This is a genomic window from Cohnella sp. GbtcB17 (assembly GCF_019091135.1).
GTDB lineage: Bacteria > Bacillota > Bacilli > Paenibacillales > Paenibacillaceae > Cohnella.
Window position 1 is genome coordinate 36348 of record NZ_JAGXJW010000001.1, and the last position, 26622, is coordinate 62969.

Annotated in this window: 19 protein-coding genes; all 19 read left to right on the top strand. The window is 59.1% G+C overall.

All coding sequences use genetic code 11. The annotated features are described in order from the left end of the window. The first annotated feature begins 104 nt into the window (after positions 1-104). Complete coding sequence (locus KVT38_RS00160; protein WP_217591655.1) at positions 105-1028, top strand: RpnC/YadD family protein; 924 nt, start codon at positions 105-107, stop codon at positions 1026-1028. A gap of 88 nt (positions 1029-1116) precedes the next feature. Beyond that, positions 1117-1323, top strand: coding sequence for a hypothetical protein (locus KVT38_RS00165; protein WP_217591656.1), 207 nt, complete (start codon positions 1117-1119; stop codon positions 1321-1323). Positions 1324-1409: 86 nt separating this feature from the next. Continuing rightward, positions 1410-1616 carry a hypothetical protein gene (locus tag KVT38_RS00170; RefSeq protein WP_217591657.1) on the top strand — a complete coding sequence of 69 codons (207 nt, stop codon included), beginning with the start codon at positions 1410-1412 and terminating at the stop codon, positions 1614-1616. Between the two features lie 172 nt (positions 1617-1788). Beyond that, on the top strand, positions 1789-2904 hold the full coding sequence (locus KVT38_RS00175) for an ABC transporter ATP-binding protein (RefSeq protein ID WP_217591658.1): 1116 nt from the start codon (positions 1789-1791) through the stop codon (positions 2902-2904). Continuing rightward, positions 2894-3700: an ABC transporter permease gene (locus KVT38_RS00180; protein ID WP_217591659.1), complete on the top strand. Its 807-nt coding sequence runs from the start codon at positions 2894-2896 to the stop codon at positions 3698-3700. Before KVT38_RS00175 ends, KVT38_RS00180 begins: the two co-directional genes overlap by 11 nt. Next, positions 3697-4500 (top strand): ABC transporter permease, encoded by an 804-nt coding sequence (locus KVT38_RS00185; RefSeq protein ID WP_217591660.1) that lies wholly within the window; start codon positions 3697-3699, stop codon positions 4498-4500. Before KVT38_RS00180 ends, KVT38_RS00185 begins: the two co-directional genes overlap by 4 nt. Continuing rightward, positions 4497-5570, top strand: coding sequence for an ABC transporter substrate-binding protein (locus KVT38_RS00190; protein ID WP_217591661.1), 1074 nt, complete (start codon positions 4497-4499; stop codon positions 5568-5570). Before KVT38_RS00185 ends, KVT38_RS00190 begins: the two co-directional genes overlap by 4 nt. 44 nt (positions 5571-5614) lie before the next feature. Then, positions 5615-6589: a peptide-methionine (S)-S-oxide reductase MsrA gene (gene msrA / locus KVT38_RS00195; protein ID WP_483298149.1), complete on the top strand. Its 975-nt coding sequence runs from the start codon at positions 5615-5617 to the stop codon at positions 6587-6589. A gap of 167 nt (positions 6590-6756) precedes the next feature. Next, a complete protein-coding gene (locus KVT38_RS00200) occupies positions 6757-7458 on the top strand; it encodes a response regulator transcription factor (RefSeq protein WP_217591663.1) in 702 nt (233 codons plus the stop codon). After that, positions 7448-8530, top strand: a complete 1083-nt coding sequence (locus KVT38_RS00205; RefSeq protein WP_254638860.1) for a sensor histidine kinase — start codon at positions 7448-7450, stop codon at positions 8528-8530. The genes KVT38_RS00200 and KVT38_RS00205 overlap by 11 nt, the downstream gene beginning before the upstream one ends. 504 nt (positions 8531-9034) lie before the next feature. Next, positions 9035-10108, top strand: coding sequence for a Gfo/Idh/MocA family oxidoreductase (locus KVT38_RS00210; protein WP_217591664.1), 1074 nt, complete (start codon positions 9035-9037; stop codon positions 10106-10108). Between the two features lie 10 nt (positions 10109-10118). Then, a complete protein-coding gene (locus KVT38_RS00215) occupies positions 10119-11243 on the top strand; it encodes an SGNH/GDSL hydrolase family protein (RefSeq protein WP_217591665.1) in 1125 nt (374 codons plus the stop codon). Between the two features lie 18 nt (positions 11244-11261). After that, on the top strand, positions 11262-13718 hold the full coding sequence (locus KVT38_RS00220; RefSeq protein WP_217591666.1) for a hypothetical protein: 2457 nt from the start codon (positions 11262-11264) through the stop codon (positions 13716-13718). Between the two features lie 16 nt (positions 13719-13734). After that, on the top strand, positions 13735-14499 hold the full coding sequence (locus KVT38_RS00225) for a sugar phosphate isomerase/epimerase family protein (RefSeq protein ID WP_217591667.1): 765 nt from the start codon (positions 13735-13737) through the stop codon (positions 14497-14499). Between the two features lie 88 nt (positions 14500-14587). Beyond that, positions 14588-16930 carry an AraC family transcriptional regulator gene (locus KVT38_RS00230; protein ID WP_217591668.1) on the top strand — a complete coding sequence of 781 codons (2343 nt, stop codon included), beginning with the start codon at positions 14588-14590 and terminating at the stop codon, positions 16928-16930. Between the two features lie 233 nt (positions 16931-17163). Continuing rightward, positions 17164-18066, top strand: coding sequence for an ABC transporter permease (locus KVT38_RS00235; protein ID WP_217591669.1), 903 nt, complete (start codon positions 17164-17166; stop codon positions 18064-18066). Between the two features lie 11 nt (positions 18067-18077). After that, entirely contained in the window at positions 18078-18986 is a 909-nt protein-coding gene (locus KVT38_RS00240; protein ID WP_217591670.1) for a carbohydrate ABC transporter permease, read from the top strand. A gap of 76 nt (positions 18987-19062) precedes the next feature. Continuing rightward, entirely contained in the window at positions 19063-20667 is a 1605-nt protein-coding gene (locus tag KVT38_RS35470; RefSeq protein WP_217591671.1) for an ABC transporter substrate-binding protein, read from the top strand. Between the two features lie 102 nt (positions 20668-20769). After that, complete coding sequence (locus KVT38_RS00250; RefSeq protein ID WP_217591672.1) at positions 20770-26544, top strand: stalk domain-containing protein; 5775 nt, start codon at positions 20770-20772, stop codon at positions 26542-26544. Positions 26545-26622 lie beyond the last annotated feature (78 nt).

Below are 26622 nucleotides of genomic sequence, written 5' to 3' on the forward strand. Positions count from 1 at the left end.
GGTAAGATGATCGCATAGACGCGACACGGACGCAAAGCATGCGCCGCTCGGTTCCTACGGGACCCGGGCGGCGTTTTTGCGTTCGGGACGAGGAGGCGCGACGGTTGAAGCTGGATCACGATCAGTTGTTCAAGACGCTCATTCGAACGTTCTTCAGGGAATTCATGGAGCTGTTTTTTTCCGACGTCGCGAAGGAGATCGATTTTTCGCATACGGTGTTTCTGTCCGAGGAAGTGGCGACGGATCTGGCGGGCGGCCGGAAGGGGCGTGTGGATTTGCTCATCGAAACGAAACTCCGGGGCGAAGAGGCGCTGATCATCATCCACATCGAACCGCAATCCTACTACGAGCCCGCTTTCGCGGAGCGAATGTTTTTGTACGCGTCCAAGCTTTACGAGACGCACCGGAGGCGCATCCTGCCGATTGCGGTGTTCAGCCATGGGCGCAAGAGCGCCGAGCCGGACCGGTTCGGGTGGTCGTTTCCGTTTCTCGACGTCATGCGCTTCCGTTATCTCAGACTGCAGCTCAAGCATCGCAATTGGCGGGAATTCGTCGGATCCGGCAACCCTGTCGCTGCTGCGCTGCTCAGCAGTTTGGGCTATAATAAAAGCGAAGCGCTGCAGGTCAAGCTGGCGTTTTTGCGGATGCTGATCCGGCTTGAGCTGGATCCGGCGCGGATGGAGCTGTTGGCCGTCTTTTTCGAATCGTACATCAGGCTCGGTCCGGACGAGGAAGAGCTGTTAAAACTTGAAGTCGACCGTATGAAGCAAGGGGAGGCGAGTCAAGTGGCCAAGATCGTAGAGTGGGAAAACAGTTGGTGGAAGCAGGGCAGGGCCGATGGCCGGGAGGAAGGTCGGGAAGAAGGCCGGGAGGAAGGCCGGGAGGAAGGCCGAGAAGCAGGGATGGCCGAGAGCCAACGTGCGATTGCTGCCCGTATGCTCGGAAAAGGGATGGCGCCGGAGCTCATCCAGGATCTGACCGGCTTGCCGATCGATGAGATCGAGCGGTTGCGCACTGAGACTAGATAAGACGCGACGAACTGTCGCTAGACGACGTGTTTCTTTGCGCATACATCTGGAACTGTGAGCCGCCATGAAGGTCGGGGAGGCGAGTCAAGTGGCCAAGATCGTAGAGTGGGAAAACAGTTGGTGGAAGCAGGGCAGGGCCGACGGTCGTGAGGAAGGTCGGGAGGAAGGGATGGCCGAGAGCCAACGTGCGATCGCTGCCCGTATGCTCGGAAAAGGAATGGCGCCGGAGCTCATCCAGGATCTGACCGGCTTGCCGATCGATGAGATCGAGCGGCTGCGCACTGAGACTAGATAAGACGCGAAACTGTCACTAGACGACGTGTTTCTTTACGAATACATCTGGAACTGTGAGCCGTCATGAAGGTCGGGGAGGCGAGTCAAGTGGCCAAGATTGTAGAGTGGGAAAACAGCTGGTGGAAGCAGGGCAGGGCCGACGGCCGGGAGGAAGGTCGGGAAGCAGGAATGGCCGAGAGCCAACGTGCGATTGCCGCCCGTATGCTCGGCAAAGGGATGGCGCCGGAGCTCATCCAGGACCTGACCGGCTTGCCGCTCGACGAGATCGAACGACTGCGCGCCGAGACGCGATAATACGCAGACGATATGCTGTCCAGCCGACATGGCGCATGCTTGGGCGCCTTGCCGGCTTTTCGCGCGGTCGCCTGCCGTTGCATCGCGCGCTCGATTCTGCGGCGGTTGCGATATCCGGGCAATAGGAGATAATAAAAGAATCGACAGGGTTCGCATAGATGGGAGAGTCGGAATGAGCGCAAGCGCCGAGCAGCCGATCATCCGCTTCGAGCGGGTGACCAAAAGTTACGATGACGGGGAGACCGTCCTGAAGGAAGTGAGCTTCGAGATTCGGCGCGGGCAGTTTTACACGCTGCTCGGTCCGTCGGGCTGCGGCAAAACGACGATTTTGCGGTTGATCGCGGGATTTCAGGAACCGTCGTCGGGCGAGATTTATTTTGACGGGAAAGTGATCAACCGCGTGCCCGCCAACGAGCGGCAGGTGAACACGGTGTTCCAGGACTACGCGCTGTTCCCGCATCTCGATGTGTTCGAGAACGTCGCCTTCGGCCTGCGCATCAAGCGCATGAAGCAGGCGGACGTCGAGTCGAAGGTGCTCGAGGCGCTGCGATTCGTCAACTTGAAGGGCTACGAGAAGCGGCAGATCACCGAGCTGTCCGGCGGCCAGCGGCAGCGGGTGGCGATCGCGCGGGCGATCGTGAACGAGCCGCAGGTGCTGCTGCTCGACGAGCCGCTGTCGGCGCTCGACCTCAAGCTGCGCACCGAGATGCAGTACGAGCTGCGCGAGCTGCAGCGGCGGCTAGGCATTACGTTCATCTTCGTCACGCACGACCAGGAAGAAGCACTGGCGATGTCGGACGAGATTTTTGTCATGAAGGAAGGCACGATCCAGCAAAGCGGCACGCCGACGGACATTTACGACGAGCCGATCAACCGCTTCGTGGCGGACTTCATCGGGGAGTCGAATATCGTGGCTGGGCAGATGGTGCGCGACTACGAGGTTTGCTTCGCGGGGCGTACGTTCGAATGCGTGGACGGCGGCTTCCGGCCGGACGAGCCGGTCGAGATCGTCATCCGCCCCGAGGATCTGGAGATTACGCCGCCCGAGGCCGGCAAGCTGGTCGTGAAGGTCGACTCGCAGCTGTTCCGAGGCGTACACTACGAGATCATCGGCTACGACGACGCGGGCAACGAGTGGATGGTCCACTCTACGCGGCGCGCGACGGTCGGGGACCGGGTCGGACTCGGCTTCGATCCGGAGGCGATCCACGTCATGCGCTTCGGCGAGACCGAGGAAGAGTTCGACCGGCGGCTGCTCGCGTACGAGGAGAGCGTCAATGAACGCTAAGCGCAACGTCTACCTGGCGCCCTACCTGGCCTGGATGGCGCTGTTCATCGTCATTCCAATCGCACTTATCGTCTACGATTCCTTCTTCGACATCGATGGCGGCTTCACGTTCGGCAACTACGAGAAGTTCCTGACGCCGATCTATCTGAAAATGACGGTCAGCTCGATCTGGTATGCCTTCCTGATCACCGTGTTCTCGCTGCTGATCGCCTACCCGGCCGCTTACGCGCTGACCAAAATGAAGCACAAGCAGCTGTGGCTGCTGCTGCTCATCCTGCCAAGCTGGGTCAATTTGCTGCTGAAGGTGTACGCCTTCCTCGGTATCTTCGGCACGTACGGCTTCGTCAACGGCGCGCTCGAGGCGCTTGGCATCGGCCGCCAGCAGATTCTGTTCACCGACTTCAGCTTCGTGTTCGTGTCGGTGTACATCTTCATCCCGTTCATGATCCTGCCGGTCTACAACGCACTCGAGGACCTCAATCCGTCGCTCGTGTTCGCGGCGCGGGATCTCGGGGCGTCCGGTTGGACGACGTTCCGCAAAGTCGTCTTCCCGCTGACGCTCGACGGGGTCAAGGCCGGCTGTCAGGCCGTGTTCATTCCTGCGCTGTCGCTGTTCATGATCACGCGGCTCGTGGCGGGCAACCGGGTCATCACGCTCGGCACAGCGATCGAGCAGCACTTTCTGGTCACGCAGGACTGGGGGATGGGCGCCGCCATCGCCGTGTTCCTGATCATTGCCATGGTCGTCATCATGCTGCTGACCGGCACCGGTCAGGCAGGGAGGGTGAGACGATGAAAGCGGCCAAACGCTGGCAGTCAACCTATTTGATCGTCGTGTTCGCGGTGCTGTACGCGCCGATCGCCTACATGATTTTTTACTCGTTCAACAGCGGAGGGACGATGCACGGCTTTGAAGGCTTCACGCTTGAATACTACGGTGAAGTGTTCCAGGATGCGCGCCTGCTTATCATCGTGCTGAACACGGTCGTCATCGCGCTGCTGTCGTCGACGATCTCGACGATTCTCGGCGTGATTGGTGCGCTCGCCATCATGCGGACGCGGACCCGGCGCTCGCGCAGCGCGCTGCTGTCGATGAACAATGTGCTCATCGTCAGTCCGGACGTCATCATCGGCGCATCGCTGCTCGTCATGTTCACGATGGCCGGCATCCGGCTCGGCTTCACGTCCGTGCTGCTGTCGCACATCGCGTTCAGCGTGCCGATCGTTGTGCTCATGGTGCTGCCCAAGCTGCAGGAGATGAGCTCCACGCTCATCGACGCGGCCCGCGACTTGGGCGCGAGCGGCTGGCAGGTGCTGACGCGCGTCGTTGTGCCGTTTATCAAGCCGGGCATTTTCGCCGGATTTTTCATGGCGTTGACGTATTCGCTCGACGACTTCGCGGTCACCTTTTTCGTGACCGGCAACGGGTTTTCGACGCTATCCGTTGAGATTTACTCGCGCGCGCGGCAGGGCGTATCGCTGTCGATCAATGCGCTGTCGGCGCTTATCTTCCTGTTCACGCTGCTCATCGTGCTCGGCTACTACGTACTGAACCGTCGCGGCGCGAAGCGTCTCGGAACGGGGGGGCCGCGATGAAAAGCCTGGTCCGTACCTTTATTGCCGTCATCGTCGTCGCGGCGGGCCTGCTGTTCGCCATCAACAGGCTGAATTCCTCGCAGGGCTACTCGGGCGCCGATACGCTCACCGTGTACAACTGGGGCGACTACATCGACCCAGAGCTGCTGGACAAGTTCAAGGAAGAGACAGGCATCAAGGTCATCTACCAGACATTCGACTCGAACGAAGCAATGATGACCAAGATCGAGCAGGGCGGCACGACGTTCGATATCGCCGTCCCGTCCGACTACGCCATCGGCAAAATGCGCGAGGACGACCTGCTGCTGCCGATCGACCATGCCAAGCTGCCGAATCTCGCGAACATCGATCCCCGTTTTCTCGACCAATCGTTCGATCCGGGCAACGTCTATTCGATCCCCTACTTCTGGGGAACGGTCGGCATCGTCTATAACCCCGAACTGGTCGGGAACTTGAAGTTCGACAGCTGGGACGATCTGTGGGACCCGTCGCTTCGCAACAACATCCTGCTCGTCGACAGCGCGCGCGAGGTCATCGGAATGGGGCTTAACAGCCTCGGCTATTCGCTCAACGACACCGACGAGACGCATCTGCAAGAGGCCCTCACCAAGCTCAAGAAGCTGACGCCGAACGTCAAGGCGCTCGTCGGCGACGAGATCAAGATGCTGCTCGCGGGCGAAGAGGCGGCTGTCGGGCTCGTCTGGTCGGGCGACGCGTCGGAGATCATGGACGAGAACGACAAGCTCGACTACGTCATTCCGAAGGACGGCTCGAACCTGTGGTTCGACAACATGGTCATCCCGAAGACGGCTCGGAATCTGAACGGCGCGCTCAAATTTATGAACTTCATGCTCGATCCGGAAAATGCGGCGCAAAACGCCGAATATGTCGGCTACGCGACGCCAAACGCCAAGGCCATGCCTTTATTGCCGGCCGAGATCTCGGAGGACGAACGGTTTTATCCGGCGCCTGATTTGACGGACAAGCTCGAAGTGTACGATAATCTGGGCAAGCGAATGCTCGCCCACTACAACGAGCTGTTCCTGGAATTCAAAATGCACAAAAAGTAAACAATCGGGTATATAGGGTTGCAAAGCCCACGCGGAAGGAGCGGATGATCGAAATGAGCGATACATTCAAGAAAGCGACGTTTGCCGGAGGCTGCTTCTGGTGCATGGTGACGCCGTTCGACGAGCTGCCGGGCATTCACGGGATCGTATCCGGTTATACGGGCGGGCATGTGCCAAACCCGACTTACGAGCAAGTGTGCTCGGAAACGACGGGCCATCAGGAGGCTGTGCAGATCACATACGATCCTGATGTGTTTCCGTATCGCAAGCTGCTCGGCATCTACTGGCAATCGGTGGACCCGACGGACGGCGGCGGGCAATTTTTCGACCGGGGCGAATCGTACCGACCGGTCATCTTCTACCATGACGAGGAGCAACGACAGGCGGCGGAGGAGACGAAGGCCGAGCTGGACGCCAGCGGACGTTTCGACAAGCCGATCGCGGTGACGATCGAACCCGCCTCCGAGTTTTACCCGGCCGAGGATTATCACCAGGATTATCACAAGAAAAACCCGCTTCGGTACAAAATGTACCGCAAGGGCTCCGGCCGCGACGCTTATATCAAGCGGCACTGGAACACGGACAAGGACAAGGAGGCGCTGCGCTCGCGGCTCACGCCGCTGCAGTTCGAGGTGACGCAGAACAACGCGACGGAGCATCCGTTCCGCAACGAGTTCTGGGACAACCACCGCGAAGGGCTGTACGTGGACATCGTGTCCGGCGCGCCGCTGTTCAGCTCGAAGGACAAGTTCGACTCCGGCTGCGGCTGGCCGAGCTTCGCGAAGCCGCTCGAATCGGGCGGCGTCCGCGAGGAGGAGGATCTCACGCATGGCATGGTCCGCACCGAGGTGCGCAGCCGCGAGGCCGATTCGCATCTCGGCCACGTGTTCAACGACGGCCCGCGCGAGCTCGGCGGCCTGCGCTATTGCATCAACTCCGCCGCGCTGCGCTTCATCCCCGTCGAGGACCTGGAGCGGGAGGGCTACGGGCGGTACAAGAGCCTGTTCGACCCGGCCTGACCTGAAGGCGGCAGCCGTGCGTCGTTCAACCGGACCGTTAAGCAGTTTATCGCTGCCTAACGGTCCTTTTGTTTAGGAAAACTTTATAAATCCTTCAGCTTTATCCGAAGCTTGAACGGAGATGCTTTTTTATACTAAGAGATAAACGGACGAAGGAGGAAAACCGGATGAACGCCGCTCAGATCCTGATCGCGGACGACGACCGCGAGATCGCGGACCTGATCGCCATCTATTTGTTGAACGAGGGCTACGGCGTCTTGAAGGCGGCGGACGGCCGCGAAGCGCTGTCCCTGATCCGGTCGGAGTCGGTTCAGCTTGTTATCCTCGACGTGATGATGCCCGAGATGAACGGACTCGAGGTATGCCGCGCGGTGCGCGCCGACGACGCGGTGCCGATCCTGATGCTTAGCGCCAAGGCCGAAGACATGGACAAGATCATGGGGCTGATGACCGGCGCGGACGACTATATGGTGAAGCCGTTTAACCCGCTGGAGCTTGTCGCCCGGGTCAAGTCGCTGCTGCGCCGCTCGTACGGATTAAACGCCAGGCTGAAGTCGAACCGCGAGGAAGACGACATTCAAATCCAGTCGCTGCGGATCAACAAGAAGACGCATACGGTCATGGCGGAGGACAAGCATATTAATCTGACGTCGACGGAGTTCGATATTTTGCATCTGCTGGCGAGCCATCCTGGGCAGGTGTTCAGCGCCGAAGCGATCTTCGAGGCCGTATGGAAAGACAAATTCCTGGAATCCAACAACACCGTCATGGTGCACATCAGCAATTTGCGGGACAAGCTGGAGCACGCGCTGGACGGCGCCAAGCCAATCCAGACGGTATGGGGAGTTGGCTATAAAATTGAACCCTAATCCGCTGTTCGGCCTGCGCTTTAAGCTGCTAATGCTGGTCGCGCTCAGTCTCGGGTTCGCGGGATGTACGGCAGCGCTGCTGTACGTCCTTGCCGTCCAATTCGATATTACGATCCTGAATGCGCTGGCATGGTGGTTTTACGAACGCTTCGGCAGGTCGATCACGCTCGCATTGGCGATTCTCGCGCTATTTATCGTCTATCTGATCGTCTTCAGCCATGGCACCATCCGTTATCTGCTGCGGATCACGCAAGGGGTAGGCGAGATCGCCGAGGGGAAATTCGACAGCCGCATCCCGGTCCGGACGGGCGACGAGCTCGGCGTGCTCGCGGATCGCATCAACGGCATGAGCGAGCGGCTGAAGCGCTCCATCGAGGAAGAACGGCGGACGGAGCGGGCCAAGACGGAGCTCGTCACGAACGTCTCCCACGTCCTGCGCACGCCGCTCACCTCGATCGTCGGCTATTTGGGCCTGATCGAGCTGGATCGCTATCGCGACGAGGTCGAGCTTCGCCACTATACCGGCATCGCCTACGACAAGGCGCTGCGGCTGCAGGGGCTGATCAACGACCTGTTCGAGTATACCCGCACGAGCGGCGGGCTGCAGCTTCGGCTCTCCTCACTCAACCTGGTGGAGATGCTGGGGCAGCTGGCCGTGCAGTTCCGGCTCCAGTTCGAGCAGGCGGGGATCGAAGGCGTCACGATTTTCGCGGAGAAGGAGCTGACGGTGGCGGCGGACGGCGACAAGCTGGTGCGGGTGTTTGAAAACTTGATCGACAATGCCATCCAATACGGAAAAGACGGCGGCAGGGTGGAAATCCGGGCGCGGCGCGAAGGAACGGAGGCGGTGGCGGAAATCGTGAATTACGGCGAGCCGCTGCCGGCCTCGGCGATCCCGCTGCTGTTCGACCGTTTCTACCGGGTGGAACAGTCCCGCTCGCGCCATACCGGGGGATCGGGGCTCGGCCTCGCCATCGCCAAAAATATCGTGGAACTGCACGGCGGCGTGATCTCCGCGTCCAGCGGAGCGGGAGGCACCGTGTTTCAGGTGCGGCTGCCGCTGAAGAGCTAACGGGACTGATTGCTGCTAGGAGCGCCGGGTCGATGCCGATCCGGCGCTCTTGGCGTACATTCATTTGAGTAGAACAACGAGCGATAATGGTTAAAAAGCAGTTAATTTTCCTGATCATCTTTGACTGTTGAAGATAACTGTTAAAAAGCAGTTAATTGGCCCATTTTATCTAGAAAATGTCCGAATCTCAGGAATTAATTGCCTTTTAACACTTATTTACTAGAGAGCGGCGTGAATCCGGGAAATAAATGCGTTTTGACACTTATTTGCCTGAGCGCAGTCTCCCCACAGTCCCCCTCTGCCACAGTAGCAGGTTGATTTTCGGTCAATTTCTCTCTTTTCTATCCGTCATGCGCCAAATCGTATGAATCGACGCAAATTGAAGTATACAGAGCCGGAAGCGGGGCGCTAGATTTAGGTTGCGGCAGCGGCGCAAGCTGCATCGCGCGGGCCGTTCGCGAGCCAAGGGCGACGCGCAGCATTCGTTTCGAAGGAGATTGCGAGATGAAGAGAGTAAGGGTCGGAATGATCGGCTTGGGAGAGATCGCGCAAATCATTCATTTGCCGGTATTGCAGTCGATGCCCGAGCAGTTCGAGATCGTCGCTCTTTGCGACGTCTCGCCGGGATTGCTTGCTTTGATGGGGGAGAAGCATCGGGTTAACCATTTGTATGCCAATGCCTTAGAGATGCTGGACCGGGTCGAAATGGACGCCGTATTCGTGCTGAACAACATGGAGTTCCACACCGAATGCACGGTGGCTGCGCTGAAAAAGAACATTCACGTATTCGTGGAAAAGCCGATGTGCGTAACCGACAGAGAAGCCGAAGAAATCATTCGTGCGCGCGACGCGTCGCGTGCGCAGGTCATGGTCGGCTACATGCGCAGATTCGCGCCGGCGTATATGCGCGCGCTCGAGGAAGTAAAAGCGCTGGGTCCGATCAATTATGCGCGAGTGCGCGACATGATCGGCCCGAATGCTTTTTTCACCGGGCAGTCGGGCATTCATGTGCATCGATTCGGCGATCTGCCGGCCGAGGCCGTCCAGGATCGCAAGGACAGAAACGCAAGGCTGATGAAGGAAGCCGTCGGCGAAGCCTCCGGCGAAACGTATGCCGCGTACGGTCTGCTGCTGGGCCTGAACAGCCACGATCTATCCGCGATGCGGGAGTTGCTCGGCATGCCCCTGCGCGTGAAGGCGGCCTCGTCCCGGCAGGGCGGCAGATTCAAGAACGCCATTCTGGAATATGAAGGCTTCGATGTCATGTTCGAGACCGGCGTGGACCAGCAAGGACGGTTCGACGCTCATATCGAGGTGTACGGCGAGCGCCGGTCGGTTCTGGTTCAGTACGATACGCCGTATTTGCGCCAATTGCCGACGACGCTGCGCATTCGGGATACGAGCGGGGATTCGCTCGCGGAGACGGTCGTCCGACCGACGTACAAGGACGCGTATACGTGCGAGCTGGAATATTTCTATGAGGTCGTCGCGAACGGCCTGACGCCGAAAACGACGCCTGAGGACTACCGGCAAGACCTGAAGATCGTCAAAATGATCATGGATGCGATCCGTAAATGAGGTTCTAGAGATGAGCGAAAAGAAACCGCCCGACGACAGGCAAGCGGACGCGAATATGAGAGTGGGCGACCAAGCGTTGCCGGAGCTGAGCTGGCTGCCCGTGCCGGGCTCGCCGTTTCGCGTGACCGGACTTCCGTGGTTGTCACAGGACGGTGTCTTCCGGAGGCTGCCGCTCCGGCCAAGCCACCCGATTCGACCGGAAGTGGACCGGCTGGCCAATTTTACGACCGGGGTGCAGGTCCGGTTCAGGACGGATTCACCAAGGCTGTACGTGCGGGTGAAGCTGGCGGACAAGTACAGCATGTACCAGCTGGCGGCGACGGGCCAATGCGGGATCGATTGTTATATCGGCGGGCTTGGCGATCAAAAGTACATCAATACGACGCGATTTGACGTCACCCAAACCGAGTACGTCTCCGTCCTGTTCGAGGCGCTTCCGCGCGGGCTGCGGGATATCACGCTTAATCTGCCTCTGTATCAAGGCGTGGAGGCCCTGTGGGTAGGCGTCGAACCCGCATCGGAGATGGCCGAATTCCCGGGCTTCCCCACCGACAAGAAGGTGCTGCTCTACGGTACCTCCATCACCCACGGCGCCTGCGCGACCCGTCCGGGCATGGCCTATCCGAATATTTTAAGCCGGATGTTCCCGCTCGAATTCGTCAATCTCGGCTTTTCCGGCAATGCGCTGGGAGAGCCCGAGCTTGCTCATCTGATCGGTCAGATCGACGAACCGGCCCTGCTGATTCTGGATTACGAAGCCAATACGCCGAGCACGGAGCATCTTAAGGAATCATTGCCTGAATTCATAAGGATCTACCGCAGTCGTCATCCCGCGGTGCCGATCCTCGTCCTGTCCCAAATTCGTATGGCCAGGGAGGCCTTCGACGTCGACGCAGCGGCCCGCCGCGCCGCGCGCGGACGGTTCCAGCGGGAGGAGGTCGAGCGGCAGCGGCTGGCGGGCGACGATCGCGTTCACTTTTTCGACGGCACGGAGCTGCTCGGCGAGGCGGACCAGGATTGCACGACGGACGGCATTCATCCTTCGGATCTGGGCTACGACCGCATCGCGGGCCGGCTTCGGCCCGTATTGGCCGAGCTGCTGCGTCCCGTCTTTGAAGCAAAGGTGGAAGCATAACAAGGAAGGGCTGATCGAATGAGCCGATCCAAGACAGACAAAAGACTCCGGCGGGTTACGCTGGAGATGAGTTTAAAGCCTTTTACAAGCATGGCGCTGCCGGCGATCGAAGCGGTATGCGAAGAAGCGATCCGGCAATGGCTGCCTTTGATCGACATGGCGGACGGCTGCTCGATGCTGCTGTGGGTGGCGGACGGCAGCGAGATTCTGGAGTGGGACGGCAATGGGGAGCGCCGGATCGAGTGGGGGCGCTATATCGGCTTTGCGAACGAGGACCGGTTCGGGCATATCCAACCCGACGATCCCCGGATCGCCAAGCTGTACAGGCCCGATGCCTGCGAAATTACATACGATAACCTGCGGACGATCGTCGCGGCGTTTAAGCGGATCGCCCGCGATCGGTTCGGCATCGCGATGGAAGTGGGCGCCACCTTCGACGCAGGGCCCGAGTTCGCCTACTCCGACTTTAAGTATACGCGGCATCCGGAGATCAACCGTGCTAAGCTGGGAGGCAAGGAGGTTGCGCTGAAGGCCGATTATACGGTCGTCTGCACCTGGTCGGAGCTTCGCGCGGACTCGGTCGCCTATGCGGCCTATCCGGACGGCATTCCCGAGGGAACTCCTTTCGGCGAATTCCTCGGCCGACAGTGCGCCAGCTTCCTCCCGGCGCTCGGCTTCGATTATATTTGGTTTTCGAACGGCTTCGGCTTCTCCTATTTTCCCTGGACGTACCTGGGCGCGAACTACGACGGCACATCGATGCCGATGGCGGACTACCGAGAGCTGACGGACCAGACCCTGTCGTTCTGGGAACATTTCAAACGGGAATGCCCCGAATACCGCATCGAGGTGCGCGGGACGAACTTCGGGACGGGAATGGATCTGGCCAAGGACTTCATTCCGCTGCAGGAAATGTATCGCCGAAAATATATCGAGCTGCCGCCTCCGAATTCGCCGTGGGGCGCGCTGAACTTCGACTTCGGGCTGGAAGTGGCCTCCTATATGTCGCGAATCGCGGTGCTTCCGGGAGAGACGTATCCGTACCGCTTCTATCCGAACGACCCCTGGTTCTGGCAAAATCCCTGGTGGGATCTGTATGACCGGGAGCCGCACGATATTTATTGCCCGTTGTCGGTCGCCCGGATGAACGCCGACGGCGAGCTGGAAAATCCGGGCATCGTCGAGCTGCTGACGATCGACACGGAGAAAGGCGAGCTGAACGCGGATTGTCCGGCGGAGGTCATTCCTCATCTGCGCCGGGCGATCAAGGACTTTCCCGATCAAGCCGGCATCCTCACCTGGCTGTATCCGTTCAGCGAGTACCACGCCGCCGTAGAACAATCGGAGGAAGCGGCCAAGTCGATCTTCTTTGAGGAATGGTTCGTGCGCAACGCCGTGAACGAGGGGCTGCCGCTTAACACGGTGCTCAGCACGGACGACTTCGCTGCGATGGAGGAGGGAGCGCTGGGCAAAATGCTGGACACGATCTTATGGACGCCGGCCTCCTGGCTGACCGGAGTGAACGCTGCAAGGCTGGCGGCCTTCGTCCGGGAAGGCGGCAGAGCGATCGTCTACGGCAGTGTCCTGGACGGCGAGCTGCAGCGGCTGCTGAGTCTCCGGCAGGAGGAAGGCATTCAGGGAGAGGTCGCGCTCTCCAGCGGGCTGCCACAGGATGTAATAACCGATCCGGAGACGGTCTCTTCCGTTTTCCTGCACGACCCGTTGATCGGCGGCGGCGCGCTCAGCGAAGTGCTGGACGACGCTGGTGATCCCGGCACGAAGGTATGTGCGTCGGGCAGCCAAGGCGATCAGGTACGCGTCCTGGCGCTGACGCGCGAGCTGCCGGAATGGAAGGGCGGCAAGCTCGGATGGGTTCGCGGCTCGTTGCCTTTTGAATCCGGCGCCGTGTCCCATCTGCCTCATCGCCAGCCCGAGCCGTTCAAGGACATCTCGGCGCTGTCCCGCCAGCTGCTCGCCGAGTTCGGATACGAGCTTCTGCAGTCCAAGCCGGCGGAGCCAGACAAGCCGGCGCTGCTGTTCGTCACGCGCCGCGACAATGGCTTTTTCTTCACCGGCTGCCGTCAGGACACGTCCGTCACCCTGCAGCTGCGCTTTCCCGAAGGGGTGCCCGCGATCGTCGGTCAGACGACGATGATGGGGGAGGGCGCCGCGCCCTACAGGCCGAATCGCACCTTTCACGACGAATGCCGCGTCTTCGTCAAGCAGCGCAAGAAATCCTCTGTTTCCTGTCGGGAGCTCGCGCCGGGACCAACGCCCGGAAAAAGCACGGAGCGGATGCTCTTCGTCGCGGGCCTGCGGGAGGCGGAGGTGACGATCTATCCACCGCTGGCAAGCCTGCAGGCAGGTCGCGTAGAAGTGCGGGGCGAGACTGCGTTTTTGGACTTGGCGGACTGCACTCGCCACGACCGGCTCGTGCTGAACAATATAAGCGGCGCGATTGAGATTACTTGGTAGAGAAGGAGGAGTCCGCTTGAAACACAAATTTGCGGTGCAGCTGTACACGCTGCGCAAGGAATGCGAGCAGGATTTCCCGGCGACGCTTCGCGAGCTCGGCCGCATGGGCTGGGCCGGCGTCGAGACGGCCGGATTGCACGGACACGCGGCCGAGGAGGTCGCGGAGGTGCTCCGCGAAGCGGGGCTGAAGACGGCGGGCATGCACGTCTCCGTCGAGCGTCTGCGCGCCGAGCCCGAGCGCGTCAAGGCGGAGGCGAGCCTGCTCGGCACACGCCGGCTGATCTGCCCGTCCGTGCCGCACGAATGGCGCAACGAGCAGGGCTATATCAGGCTGCGCGGGGAATTGAACGCGGCGGCGCGCGAGCTGCGCGACGATGGGTTCACGGTCGCTTTTCACAACCATGCCTTCGAATTCGAGACGCGCGTCGGCGCGACGGATGCCCTGTCGTATCTGCTCGAGCCTGCGCCGGACAACGCCATATTGGCCGAGATTGATGTATACTGGGTGAGCAAAGCCGGAAAAGACCCGGCAGACTTCATCTCGCCGTATCGCGGCCGCATGCCGACGATGCATCTGAAGGACATGACCGGCGACGAGCGCAGAACGTATGCCGAGATCGGCAGAGGCATCATCGATTTCGAACCCCTGCTTCTGTGGGGGGAGCAAAGCGGCGTGGAATGGTACGTCGTGGAGCAGGACATCTGCGAGGGAGAAGCGCTGGACAGCGTGCGGATCAGTCTGGACAACCTGCATGCGCTGGCCGACAGGCTTGGCCGCTAGACCGTAATTTCAAAAAAAACGAGAGGCTGGCGAACGCCGGTCCTCTTCGGCATTGACAGGCATAGCGCCGAACAAAGGAGACGCCGGCATGAAGCGATTCGGGGCCAAAGCTTATTATATAAAAATGCTGTTATGGATCGGCGTCGCGATATTGCTCATCGTCGTCGTGCTGTCCGCCGTCGTCTATCTCAATGCCCGGAAGCTGCTCGTCAAAAACGAGTACGCCTCTAGCCAGAAAATATTGTATCAGGTCAAATACAATATGGAATTCATGGATCAGACGATCGCCAGCCTTTGTCAATCGCTTTATTTGAACAGCGACGTGGCCGCCGTCATGTATGCCAGGCAAGAAAATATGGTCGAGGTCGCCAATCGGCTTAACAAAGTGACCAGCTCCGTCACGTCGGCCAATCCGTACATTCATTCTCTTACGATCTACAACCGGAATCTGGACCAGACCTACAATGCGGGGAGACCGCTTTTTTTCGAAGACAAGCTGCTGAGCGCGCTGTACGATTCGGACCGGCTGCTGCCCCAGATGAAGCCGATCTTCCGCAACATTCAGAAGCTGGTGAACGGGAAGACGGAGCCCGAGTACGTATTCTCTTATTTGATGTACGAGATCTCGGCGGACGATCTGAAGCCCGACGGCGTCATCGTCGTCAACGTCCGCGCCGAATGGCTGCTGGACAATATCGATCAGATCAACATGATCGACAAGCGCAAAGGCGACCGTATTTTTATCATGGACCAAGCCGGCGAATACCTGGATGACGGAACGGGCGACCGGGATATCATGCAGCGGCTTAAAAGCGACTTGGCAGCCTATCGAACCGCACATCCCGAAGCCGACGCGGAAGGCTTTTTCCAGCGCAATTACGGCGGCAAGCCGTATTTGATCACGTATACGAATGTCGACGACGCAGGGATGACGCTGCTCAAAACTCAGCCGGTCCTCGAAGTGTATCGATCGATCGACAGGCTCCGTACCAGCATTTTGCTCATTACGCTGATCGCCCTGCTGCTGGCGCTCGTCGTCTCGATCCTTATCTCCCGGACGATCTATCGGCCGATCGGCAATCTGGTGAACGCCGTGAGACAGAATAGGCCGGGAAGATCGGTCGAGGCCGAAGCTGAAGTCGTCGACGAGATTTCTTATTTGAATACCGTCTATCGAAAATCGATGGAGGAGCTGCATGTTTTTTACCAGGAAAAGGACCGCTACAAGGATGTCGTTAAGCATTACTGGCTGAGCCGGCTGCTTGCGGAGCGCTTCTCCATCCCGGCGGCCGAGCTGGCGCCCCTGTTCGAGGAGACGAGAATTGCCCTGCCGCTGTCGGGCGCGTATGCGGTCTGTCTGCTCAAGATCGATAACTATAAGGAATTCCAGCAGCGCTTCTCCGCCAAGGATAAGGAAACGATCCGGTTCGCCCTCATCAACATCGCCTCCGAGATCGTGGGCGTCAAGTATGCGAACGAAGGCATCGATATGAAGGAGGATCATGTCCTGCTCATCGTTGGCGTGCCTGAAACGGATGCCGGCTGGCTAGATGGGCTCGCGGCGCTTCTGACAGAGGCGCAGGACCATTTTTCCCGCTTTTTCAAAGTGACCTTCACCGCTTCGATCAGCGGCAAGACGGAGACGCTCGGCGGCTTGCACGCGTTGTATACGCAAGCGATGGATCAGTCGATGTACCGTCTCCAACTGGGCCACGGCTCCGTCATCACGCAGGAGCGGCTGCGGGGACGCGCGGACAACAAAAAGACGAGCTATTCCAAGGAATTGGAAACATGGCTGATGGAGACGATCAAGTCGGGCAATATATCCGCGATGAAAGATGTGCTGGCGAGCCTGTTCGAGGAGATGGCTGCGCTGAATTATCACAATGCGCTGATCTCGATTCTCCGTCTGGCGGACGCCGCGATCGAAGCGCTGGAGAAGGCGAAGGTGACGCCGGCGCCCTCGCTGCAGAAGGCATCGATCGGCAGGCATGTGCTGGAGAAGGAGACGATGGCCGAGATCGAGCGCATCGTCTGGAGCGGGCTGCGGGATTCGTTCAACAAGGAGACGGCCGAGGATACCGATGCGCTCAACTACTTTGTCGTGGACGCGGTGACGGAGTACGTCCATCGCAACTATCAGGATCCCGGCCTCAGCCTGTCTTCGATCGCCTCGATGATGAAAATCTCTACGCGGAGCTTGAGCAAAATCTATAAAGACGCGACGCAGCTGTCGATCGCGGACCTGATCAACGGCGTGCGGTTGACCAAGGCGGCGGAGCTGCTTATCCAGGAGGATCTGAGCGTTTACGAGGTCGTGCAGAAGGTCGGCATTACGAACGAGACGTATTTTTTCAGTCTGTTCAAAAAGAAATACAAGATGACGCCGAAGGAATATGCGCTCCAGCGAAAAGCGAACCAAATGAACTAAACGCTGCGTGTCAGGCGATATTATGGAGAACGATTACTAAGCGAGCCTTGCGCCGGGAGCGGTGCGGGACTCGTTTTTTTTATGGGCCGGTCATGAATTCGCAAATTGCTCCAATCGCGCGCTTCGATGCATGTTTTTGCAGGAAAATGCCGTTTTTAAAATATACATTCCCGCCTTCCGCGCCTTAAAGTTGGCTTATCACGACAAGCAATGCGAAAAGGAAGTGCGGTCACATGATCAGGACGATCAAAAGAAACTTCGGATTATCGATGTTGGCGCTGCCGGGATTTCTGCTCATTATTCTTTTTAACTACGTGCCGCTGTACGGCATGCTGCTGCCCTTTAAGAGCTATCGCTACAATCTGGGCATCTGGAACAGCCCCTGGGTCGGCTTCGACAACTTCGGCTTCCTGTTCAATGGGGATGTGCTCTTCCGGGTGCTGAGAAATACGCTCCTCTACAATATGACCTTTATCGTGCTGGGCACCACGCTGTCCGTGACGATCGCGCTGCTGCTGTACGAGCTGAGCCGCCGGTTCGTTAAAGCGTATCAGACCATCCTGTTTATCCCTTACTTTATTTCCTGGGTCGTGGCGGGCTTCGCCTTCCGCTCGCTGTTCGACATGGATTACGGCGTCATCAACCGTGTGCTGGTATCCCTGGGCGAAGAACCGATCCTCTGGTACAGCGACCCCAAGTACTGGCCTTACATTCTGGTGGCGGCCGCCGTATGGAAGGGGCTCGGATACGGTTCGGTCATCTACTACGCCGCCCTGATGGGCATCGATTCGGAGTATTACGACGCGGCCAAGATCGATGGGGCGAGCAAGTTCAGGCAGGCGATCTCTATCTCGGTGCCGATGATCAAGCCGATCGTCATCATGATGGTCATCCTGCAGATCGGCAGCATCTGTTACAGCGATTTCGGGCTGTTCTACAACGTGACGCTCAATTCGTCCCTGCTCTACAAGACGACGGATGTCATCGATACGTTCGTCTACCGGTCGCTGATCGACATGGGCGATATCGGGATGGCGTCGGCTGCCGGCTTTTTCCAATCCATCGTCGGCTTCTGCCTCGTGCTCGCGACCAATTTCATCGTCAAAAAAATCAATCCGGAAAATTCTCTTTTCTAAGGAGTGCAGCCATGAACGGTTCCGTAACGGCTCTCAAGCGGAGTCAACCGACCGCCGGGAAAATGTTTATTCATCTCGTCTTTATCCTGTTGTGCGTCGCCAGCCTGTTTCCGTTTCTCGTCATCATCGGCACGTCGTTCCAGAGCGAGAACGATATCGTCAAGTTCGGTTATTCCATTATTCCGAAAAACTTTACGTTCGACGCCTACCGTGTCATCCTGCATGAGCCCAAGGTGCTGTTCCAGTCTTACTTCGTCACGATCGCGACGACCGTCATCGGCTCCCTCGTCGGGATGTGGGTGACGACGACTTACGCTTACGCGATATCCCGCAAGGACTACCGTTTCCGGTCGTTTCTCGCCTTCTTCATCTTTTTTACGATGCTCTTCCACGGCGGGATGGTTCCTTCGTACATTCTGATGGTCAAGTGGCTGGGGTTGAAAAACAACATTCTCGCGCTCATCCTGCCCTATCTGATCAGCGGCTGGTTCGTGCTGCTGATGAAAGGCTTCCTCCAGACGATTCCGGAGGCGGTCATCGAATCGGCGAAAATCGACGGCGCCGGCGAGCTGCGTATCTTCGCGCAGATCGTCATCCCGATCTCCAAGCCGGCCTTGGCGACACTGGGCTTGTTCTTCGCCCTCCAATATTGGAACGACTGGTGGCTGACGCTGCTTTACGTCGAGCACGACAACCTGATGAAGCTGCAATATTTGCTCATTCGCGTGCTGAAAAACATGGAGTACCTGAATTCGGCGGAAGCCATTCAATACGGACTGGTCAAGCCGGGCATGCTCGTGCCCTCCTTAAGCGCCAGAATGGCCATGTGTATTTTGGCGGCCGGTCCGATGCTGCTCGTGTTCCCGCTCTTTCAGAAATATTTCGTACAGGGCTTGACGGTAGGCTCGGTCAAAGGGTGATAATTACAGCCGTGAGTCTTTTGAGCTTACGGCTGCTGATTATAAATGAAAGGCATATACAAGGGAGGCAATCCAAGTGAGTCCGACAAGCATGAAAAAGGCAAGATGGATCGGAACGGGGACGTCCGCCATGCTGGCGGCGGCCATGATCGTAAGCGGTTGCAGTTCGAAGGAAGAGGGCGGCTCGAGCCCGTCCGCAAGCGCCGGCGCCAGTCCGAGCGCGAGTCCAAGCGCCAGCCCGAGCGCCAGCGCGCCCGCTTCGCAGCCGGCGGATACCGGAGGCGATACCAAGGACTTCGTCAAGCTCAGCTGGTACATGCCGAAGCCGATCGACAATATGAAGGATCAAGCCGCCGTCGAAGCGGAAGCGAACAAGGTCATCAAGGAAAAGCTGAACGCGGAGCTGCATCTTAATCTGATCGACAATGCCGGCTGGGAAGATAAGATGAAGCTCATCTCGGCGGCCGGCGAGCCTTATGACATCGTCTTTTCCACGTATGCCTCCAACCGGATCAGCGACAACGTTCAAAAGGGCGCGTTCCTGCCGCTCGACGAGCTGCTGCAAAAGTACGGCCAAAACATTCTGGCGAAGGTCGACCCCCGCGCCTGGAAGGCCGTTACGTATAAAGGGAAGATCATGGCCATTCCCGCGCAAACGCCGTACGCGCCGGCCGGCGCGCATGTTTTCAAGAAGGATATGGTGGAGAAATACAAGTTCGATTACAAAAGCGTCAAGAGCATCAAGGACCTGGAGCCGTTCCTGGCCGAGATCAAGAAAAACGAGCCGAGCATGATTCCGCTCCTGGCTACGGCGAACGGTACCGCGGCGGGCGTCACCTTGTACGACTATACGACGATCACGCCGGGCATCTCCTATAGCGAGAAGGACGGAAAGATCGTCAAGATATTGGGCGTGCCCGAGAACAAGGAGAACTACAAGACGATCAACGACTTTTACAAAAAAGGCTATATCGCCAAGGATGCGGCCATCAAGACGGATTATCTGGCCGAAGCCAAGTCGGGCAAGTACGCGGTCATGCGCGATTCGGGCGGCTATACGGAGGACGGCTCGAAGTCGACGGCGACTTACGGCTTCCCGACGGTAGAGACGCTGGCCGGCTACCCGACGATCTCGACCAACTCGATGACTTCCGCCGCGACGGCGATCAGCGCCACCTCCAAGAATCCCGAGCGGGCGATGATGCTGCTCAACGAGATCTGGGGCGACAAGTACCTGCTGAATACGCTGGCCTACGGCGTCGAGGGCAAAAACTATACGGTCAAGTCCGGCACGGTGAAGGACGACAACCCGACGATCGAAGCGACGACCGGCGCGGATCAGACTTGGGCGATCTGGCACAACTGGCTCGGCCCGCTGTGGGATCAGTGGGATTCGAACTGGAACTCCACCGCAGCGCTTCAGGAGATGAAGAAAAACAACGACAACGGCAAGGCGTCGGGCATCCTCGGCTTCATCTTCAATCCTGAGCCTGTCAAGACGGAGATCGCACAGGTGAGCGCCATCCAGAAGGAATCGAATCCGATTCTGACGACCGGCTCGATGCCGGACTTCGAGAGCTACTATACCGATCTTCAGAAACGATTGGATGCGGCGGGCATGGACAAGATCATGGCCGAGGCGCAAAAGCAGTTCGATGCGTGGAAGGCGGAAAACAGCTAAACGAAAACGGTTCGGCAAGGCGGCCCAGCTTGGAGAAAGTCGGGCCGCTTCTTATGAATAAGCGTCTGCCTCTACTAACCAAGCAAAGGGGAATCTTCATTTATGCGTTCAATGAAGAACGGCTGGACCGCTTTCTGTGCGATTGCAATTGTATGCGTTTTCTTTTTGATGGCCGAGCCGCGTTCCGCATCGGCCGACAGCGCGCCGGCGGGGGCCGCATACCTGGTTGACGAAGACTTTGCGTTTCTGTCCAACCTGGTGCCGGGGGAGAGCCAGCCGTCCGGCTGGGACATCCGCGCCGCGGGCGGCGCGCTGACGAGCATCTATAACAACACGTTAAAAATCAGCGATGCCAGTACGAGGCTCCCCGTATCGATGAGCCGCAAGTTCCCGGCCCAGAGCGAAGGGACGCTGACGATGGAATTTCGATTCAAGCCGTTTAGCGTCATTAATGGCTTGCATTGGCAGCTGCTCGGCGGCGATACGCCCGGCGTCAGCATCGCGACCAGCGCCAGCGGGAGCAATCTCTTGCTGGAGACATCGGGAGGCGGCACGGTGACCTTGCAGGCGTATTCGGCCAATGTCGAATATGGCGTCAAGGTCATTGCGAATCTGTCCACGCAAAAGACGGATGTCTACGTCAATGGCATCCTGCGGGCGAGCGCCCAAAATTTCGCGAATACGGTGTCCTCGCTGAACCGCTTCCAGCTGACGACGGGCGTCGCTTCGACGGGCGACTTCTTCTTTACGCCGCTTCATATCTATAAAGGCTACGCGGTCAATGAAAGGCTGCTGTCGGTCATGCCGGCTTCGGGCAATCTGCCCCAGGATTGGACGGCCGTCCTGAACGGAGGCTCCATTAAGGTCGCCGAGATGCTCAGCGCCCCGAAGCCGGACGTCAACAGCCTGAAAATCGACGCATCCGCTTCGACCGGCAGCATGACATTGGCCAAGAGCTTCGCCGCGATCTCGGGCGATCTGACAGCGGAATACAAGATTTTCATTCCCGCGAAAACGGACGGCCTCGCGGCCGAGCTCAGAAGCGGAAGTACGACGGCGATCAAGCTGTTCACCTCGAACGGGAAGCTGTCGTACGAAGCCGCCGCGGGAACGCCCGTGGAGCTGTACGACTACAAGGCGAATCTGTGGTATCGCCTGAAGGTGGTTCTGAAGCCGGCCTCGCACAAGGCCGACCTGTACATCAACGGCAAATTGCAGGCAGCGGACGTGAACATCGCGGCAGGCATCGCTTCCGTCGACGGCATCCGGTTCTCCACCTCCGCCGCGAACAAGGGCCTGATGTGGCTCGACGATATACTTGTTTATGCGAATACGCCGGAGCCTGCGGATTATGTGCCCGCGCCGGCAGCCGTAAGCACCGGCAGCCAGCTCGTCGGCGTGCAGAGCTGCCCGATGTGGCGGGAGGGGCATCATCTGGGCTGGGACGTGATCAATCCGTTCCCCGACCGGACGCCGTATCTGGGCTTCTACGACGAGGGCAATCCGGAGACGGCGGACTGGGAGATCAAGTGGATGCTCGAGCACGGCATCGACTTCCAGATGTCCTGCTGGTTCAGGCCGATCGGGGGAGAAGGCGCGCCGATCAAGGACTCCTACTTGTCCGATGCGCTGGACGACGGCTACTTCAATGCCAAGTACAGCAATCTGGCGCACTTTGCCATCATGTGGGAGAACCTGAACTCCGCGGCGAAGGACATCGCCGATTTCCGCGACAATCTGGTCCCCTACTGGATCGAATATTACTTTAAGGACCCCCGGTATTTGAAGGTAGACAGCAAGCCGGTGTTCACCATCTACAACTACGATCAATTCGTCAAACTGGCGGGCGGCACCAAAGAGCTGGCCAAGGATTTGATGGATGATCTGCGGGACGCGGCGCGCGATGCCGGCGTCGGCGAGCTAACCATCCTGAACGTGTATAACGGCACGAGCGCCCAGGATCTGCAGAACCGCAAGGCCGCGGGCTTCGACGGCGTCTACGCCTATTCGTGGGGCTCCTTCGGCGGGCATCCCGAATTCCAGAAGCTCAAGCTGACGCTGGAAAACAACGCCGGCGTGCTGGACGTCATCCCGGGCCTCAGCATGGGCAGAGACGATACCGCCTGGGGGCTGAGCTCCGGGTATTATGCGACCCCGGCCGAATTCAAGTCGCTGGCGCAGTGGACGAAGGACACTTATATTCCGTCATTGTCGGCGGGCAATCTGGGCAAGAAGCTCGTCATGCTGGACAACTGGAACGAATACGGGGAAGGTCATTTCATCATGCCGGCAGGGCTCGCGGGCTTCGGCTACGTGGATGCGATCCGAGACGTATTCGCGGGCGTCAGTACCCACACGGATACCGTGCCGACCGCAACGCAGAAAGCGCGGATCAACGTCCTGTATCCGGAAGGGCGCGTCGTGCAGAACCGGACCCTGACACCCCCGGCGATATCGAGCAATTCAGTCGCCGCGTGGGAGTTCAACACGCCGGGCGACAGCGAGGGCTGGAGCGTGCTGAAGCAGATCGACGCGGTGAGCGTCGCGGACGGCACCTTCACCGGCACCACCAACAACACCGACCCGGGCATCATCTCGGCGGACCATCTGGGGATTAAGGCGGAGGACGCGCCTTATCTCAAGATCCGGATGAAGAACAGCGCCAACGATATCGACGGCCGCGTATTTTTCACGACGGAGCTGGACGGCGACTGGAACGAGACAAAAGCGATGGGCTTCTACGTAATCCCGCAAGACAACGGGTACACGGATTATTACGTGGAAATGTGGCGGAACAAGAGCTGGACCGGCAATATCCGGCAGATCCGGATCGATCCGATCTCGGCGATCGGCACGATCAGCATCGACTACATCCGGGCGGTCGCCGACGATTCGACGGACATCAAGCTGTATATCGACGGCAAGCGGAAAAACTTCAGCCAGCCGGCGCTCGTGCAGGACGGCGCCGTCATGGTGCCGATCAAGGACATCTGGCTGCAGCTTGGCGTCCGGTCCGAGTGGGACGCGGCCAATCAGAAGTTTATCGCCGTCAAGAGCGGCAGCGTCTACGAATTAACGGTCGGCAGTACGACGGCGCTCAAGGACAATCAGTCCATTACGCTCGAACATGCGCCGACGAAGCTGACCAACGGAACGGTGCTCGCGCCGCTCTCCTACCTCAAGCAAGCCTTCGGAGCGACCGTGAAGTGGGACACGTCCGCGCAGAAGATCCAGATCTATCCGTCGGGCGTCGTCTGGGACTTTGAATTCGGAGACGGCTGGACGGCGAACGGAAGCATCTCCGGCGGGCAGGCGCTGGGCGGCCGATTCAGCGGTACCTCCTTGGGCGTATCCGGCGGGGTAGAACCTGCGGTCGAATCGCCGGATCAGTTGGGGCTGGACGCGTCCACGATCAAGCGGGTTCGCGTGCAGCTCGGCAACCAGACGACCGGCTCGCAAGCGAAGCTCTATTATACGACGGACGCCGATCCCGTATGGAATGCGGCCAAGTCGTTCTCGACCTATATCCTGCCAAGCGATTCGACCCTCCGCGAGTACGTGTTCGATACGACTACCGCGGCCGCCTGGACGGGAACGATCAAGCAAATCCGCGTGGTGCCAACGCTGTCGGCCGGCAGCTTCAGCATCGATTCCGTGCAGCTGGATACGGCAACCTCGCTGCCGACGCTGGGCGCCAATCTGGTCGCGGATCCCGGCATGGAAGGAAGCACGATTCAGGCGCGCGTGCAGAACGGCGCGCTGGGACTGGACGTCACGCAATCCCACAGCGGCCATCAGTCGCTCAAGGTCGTCAAGGATAGCCGTTACGGCAGCGCTTCTTTTCCGATCGCCGTCACGCAAGGCCAGGAGTACCATTATTCGGTCTGGGCGAAGCTCGCGAAGGCGCCGACGCTCACCGAACCGCTGCGGCTTTGCTTGCAGTATACGGTCGACGGCAATGTCAAACAGATGATCATTTACACCAGTGTCGGGCTCTCAGCCGATCAATGGACGCAGCTGCAGGGCAACTACACGATCGCGGAGACCAGTCCCATCTCCAATGTGCTGCTTTACTTTTACACGGAGATCGACGGCACCAACCACGACTACTATCTCGACGATGTCGAAGCGAGGCTCGTGACCTACTCGTCCAGTCCGACATGGACCTATGCGACGGGACTGAGCATCAATCCGACGACGACGATGAACATGGGCGAGACGAAGGCGCTCGTTCCGATGTTCCAGCCCTCGAGCAGCGTCAATAACCAAGCGCTGATCTGGAACTCCGACAATCCGGACGTGGCCGTCGTGGACATCAGCGGCACGGTGTTCGCTAAGAAGACGGGAATCGCGAATATTACAGCCAAGGCTATCGACGGCGGATTCACGGCGACGACGGCGGTGACGGTGGCGCTTGGTTCCGGGCAGCCCGCCGGCGCGGTGCTGGGAAGCAATCTCATCCTCAACCCCGACATGGAGGGCGCCGCGATTCCTACGGCTTATTACGGCTCCAGCGCCGGCGTAGCCTTGACGACGTCGGAGCATCGCCTGGGGACGCAGTCTTTGCAGGTAGCGAAGCTGAACAACAACAAATATGCGTCGTTCTTCATGCCAACATTGATCGAGCAGGGGAAGACGTATTATTACTCGGCCTGGGCCAAACTGGATGCAGCACCCGCGCAGCCAGCGCTGTTCCGGATCTGCCTGCAATACAAGCTGGACGGCGTCGCGCAGCAGAAAATTTTGTTCACCAGCGCGCCGCTGCTCAGAGGAGGCTGGACGCAGGCATCGGGATTCTACAAGATCGAGGAGACGGGAGTCGTAACGGATGTCCGAGTATTCCTGTATACGGAACAGAGTGGTCCGGTGCAAACCTTTTACGTCGACGATGTCGAGGTTCGTCCGGTCATAGCGGACAGTTCGCCGCCGGTCACGACGGCTGCGCTTAATCCATCGGCGCCCGACGGTCCGGGCGGCGCATACAACGGCCCGGTTACGCTGACGCTTGCGGCAGCGGACAGCGTGTCCAGTGTCGCGCAGACCGTGTACAGCGTCGATAACGGAACGACCTGGAGCCCGTACACGGCGCCGCTGGCGTTCGGCAAACAGGGCTCGTATACGATTCTTTACAAGTCGACCGACCTGGCGGGCAATGCCGAGACGCAGCAGAGCGTCAGCTTCAGCCTGGCCGCCACGGTGACCACGGTCTCCCTGCAAGATAGCGCGGGACAGCCGCTGAGCGGCGGCACGGTCAAGTATTACGACGGCAGCTGGAAGGACTTGGGGACGACGGACGCCTCTGGGCAGGCGACGAAGGCGCTGCCGGAGCGGAGCTATATCTTCTCCGTAACCTATCTAGGCACGTCCAAGCAGCTGACGCAAAATACGGCGACAGATCCCGCGATCGTCGTCTTCCAGACGGTAAAGGCGAAGGTACAGCTCAAGGAAAGCCAGGGCAATCCGCTGAACGGCGCTGACGCGAAGGTGTACGCGGGCGGCAGCTGGCAGACGATGGGGACGACTGCGGGCGGCGAAACGACGAAGGAGCTGCTGCCGGGCACTTATACGTTCGGCATTACCTATGACGGCGTGTACAAGGAAAAGAGCCAGAACGTCGGCGACGATCCGGCCGTGGTATTCCAGACGGCGAGCGTTCTCATCCAACTGAAGGATGCCGGCGGCAACCCGGTGAACGGCGGCACGGCCAAGGTGTATGCGGGCGGCAGCTGGCGGACGATCGGCAGCACGGCTGGCGGCGAGATCCGAGTGGAACTGCTGCCCGGCTCCTACACTTTCGGCATGACGTACGGAACGGTGCTCGCGAACATCGTGAAGGATATCGGGACGGATCCGACCGTCGTGTTCCAACTGCCTTAATGTCATAAGAACGCAAGAGGATGCTCCCGCCGGACCCTGGCCATGCGCGTCGGTCCGCGTCGGAGAGCATCCTCTTTT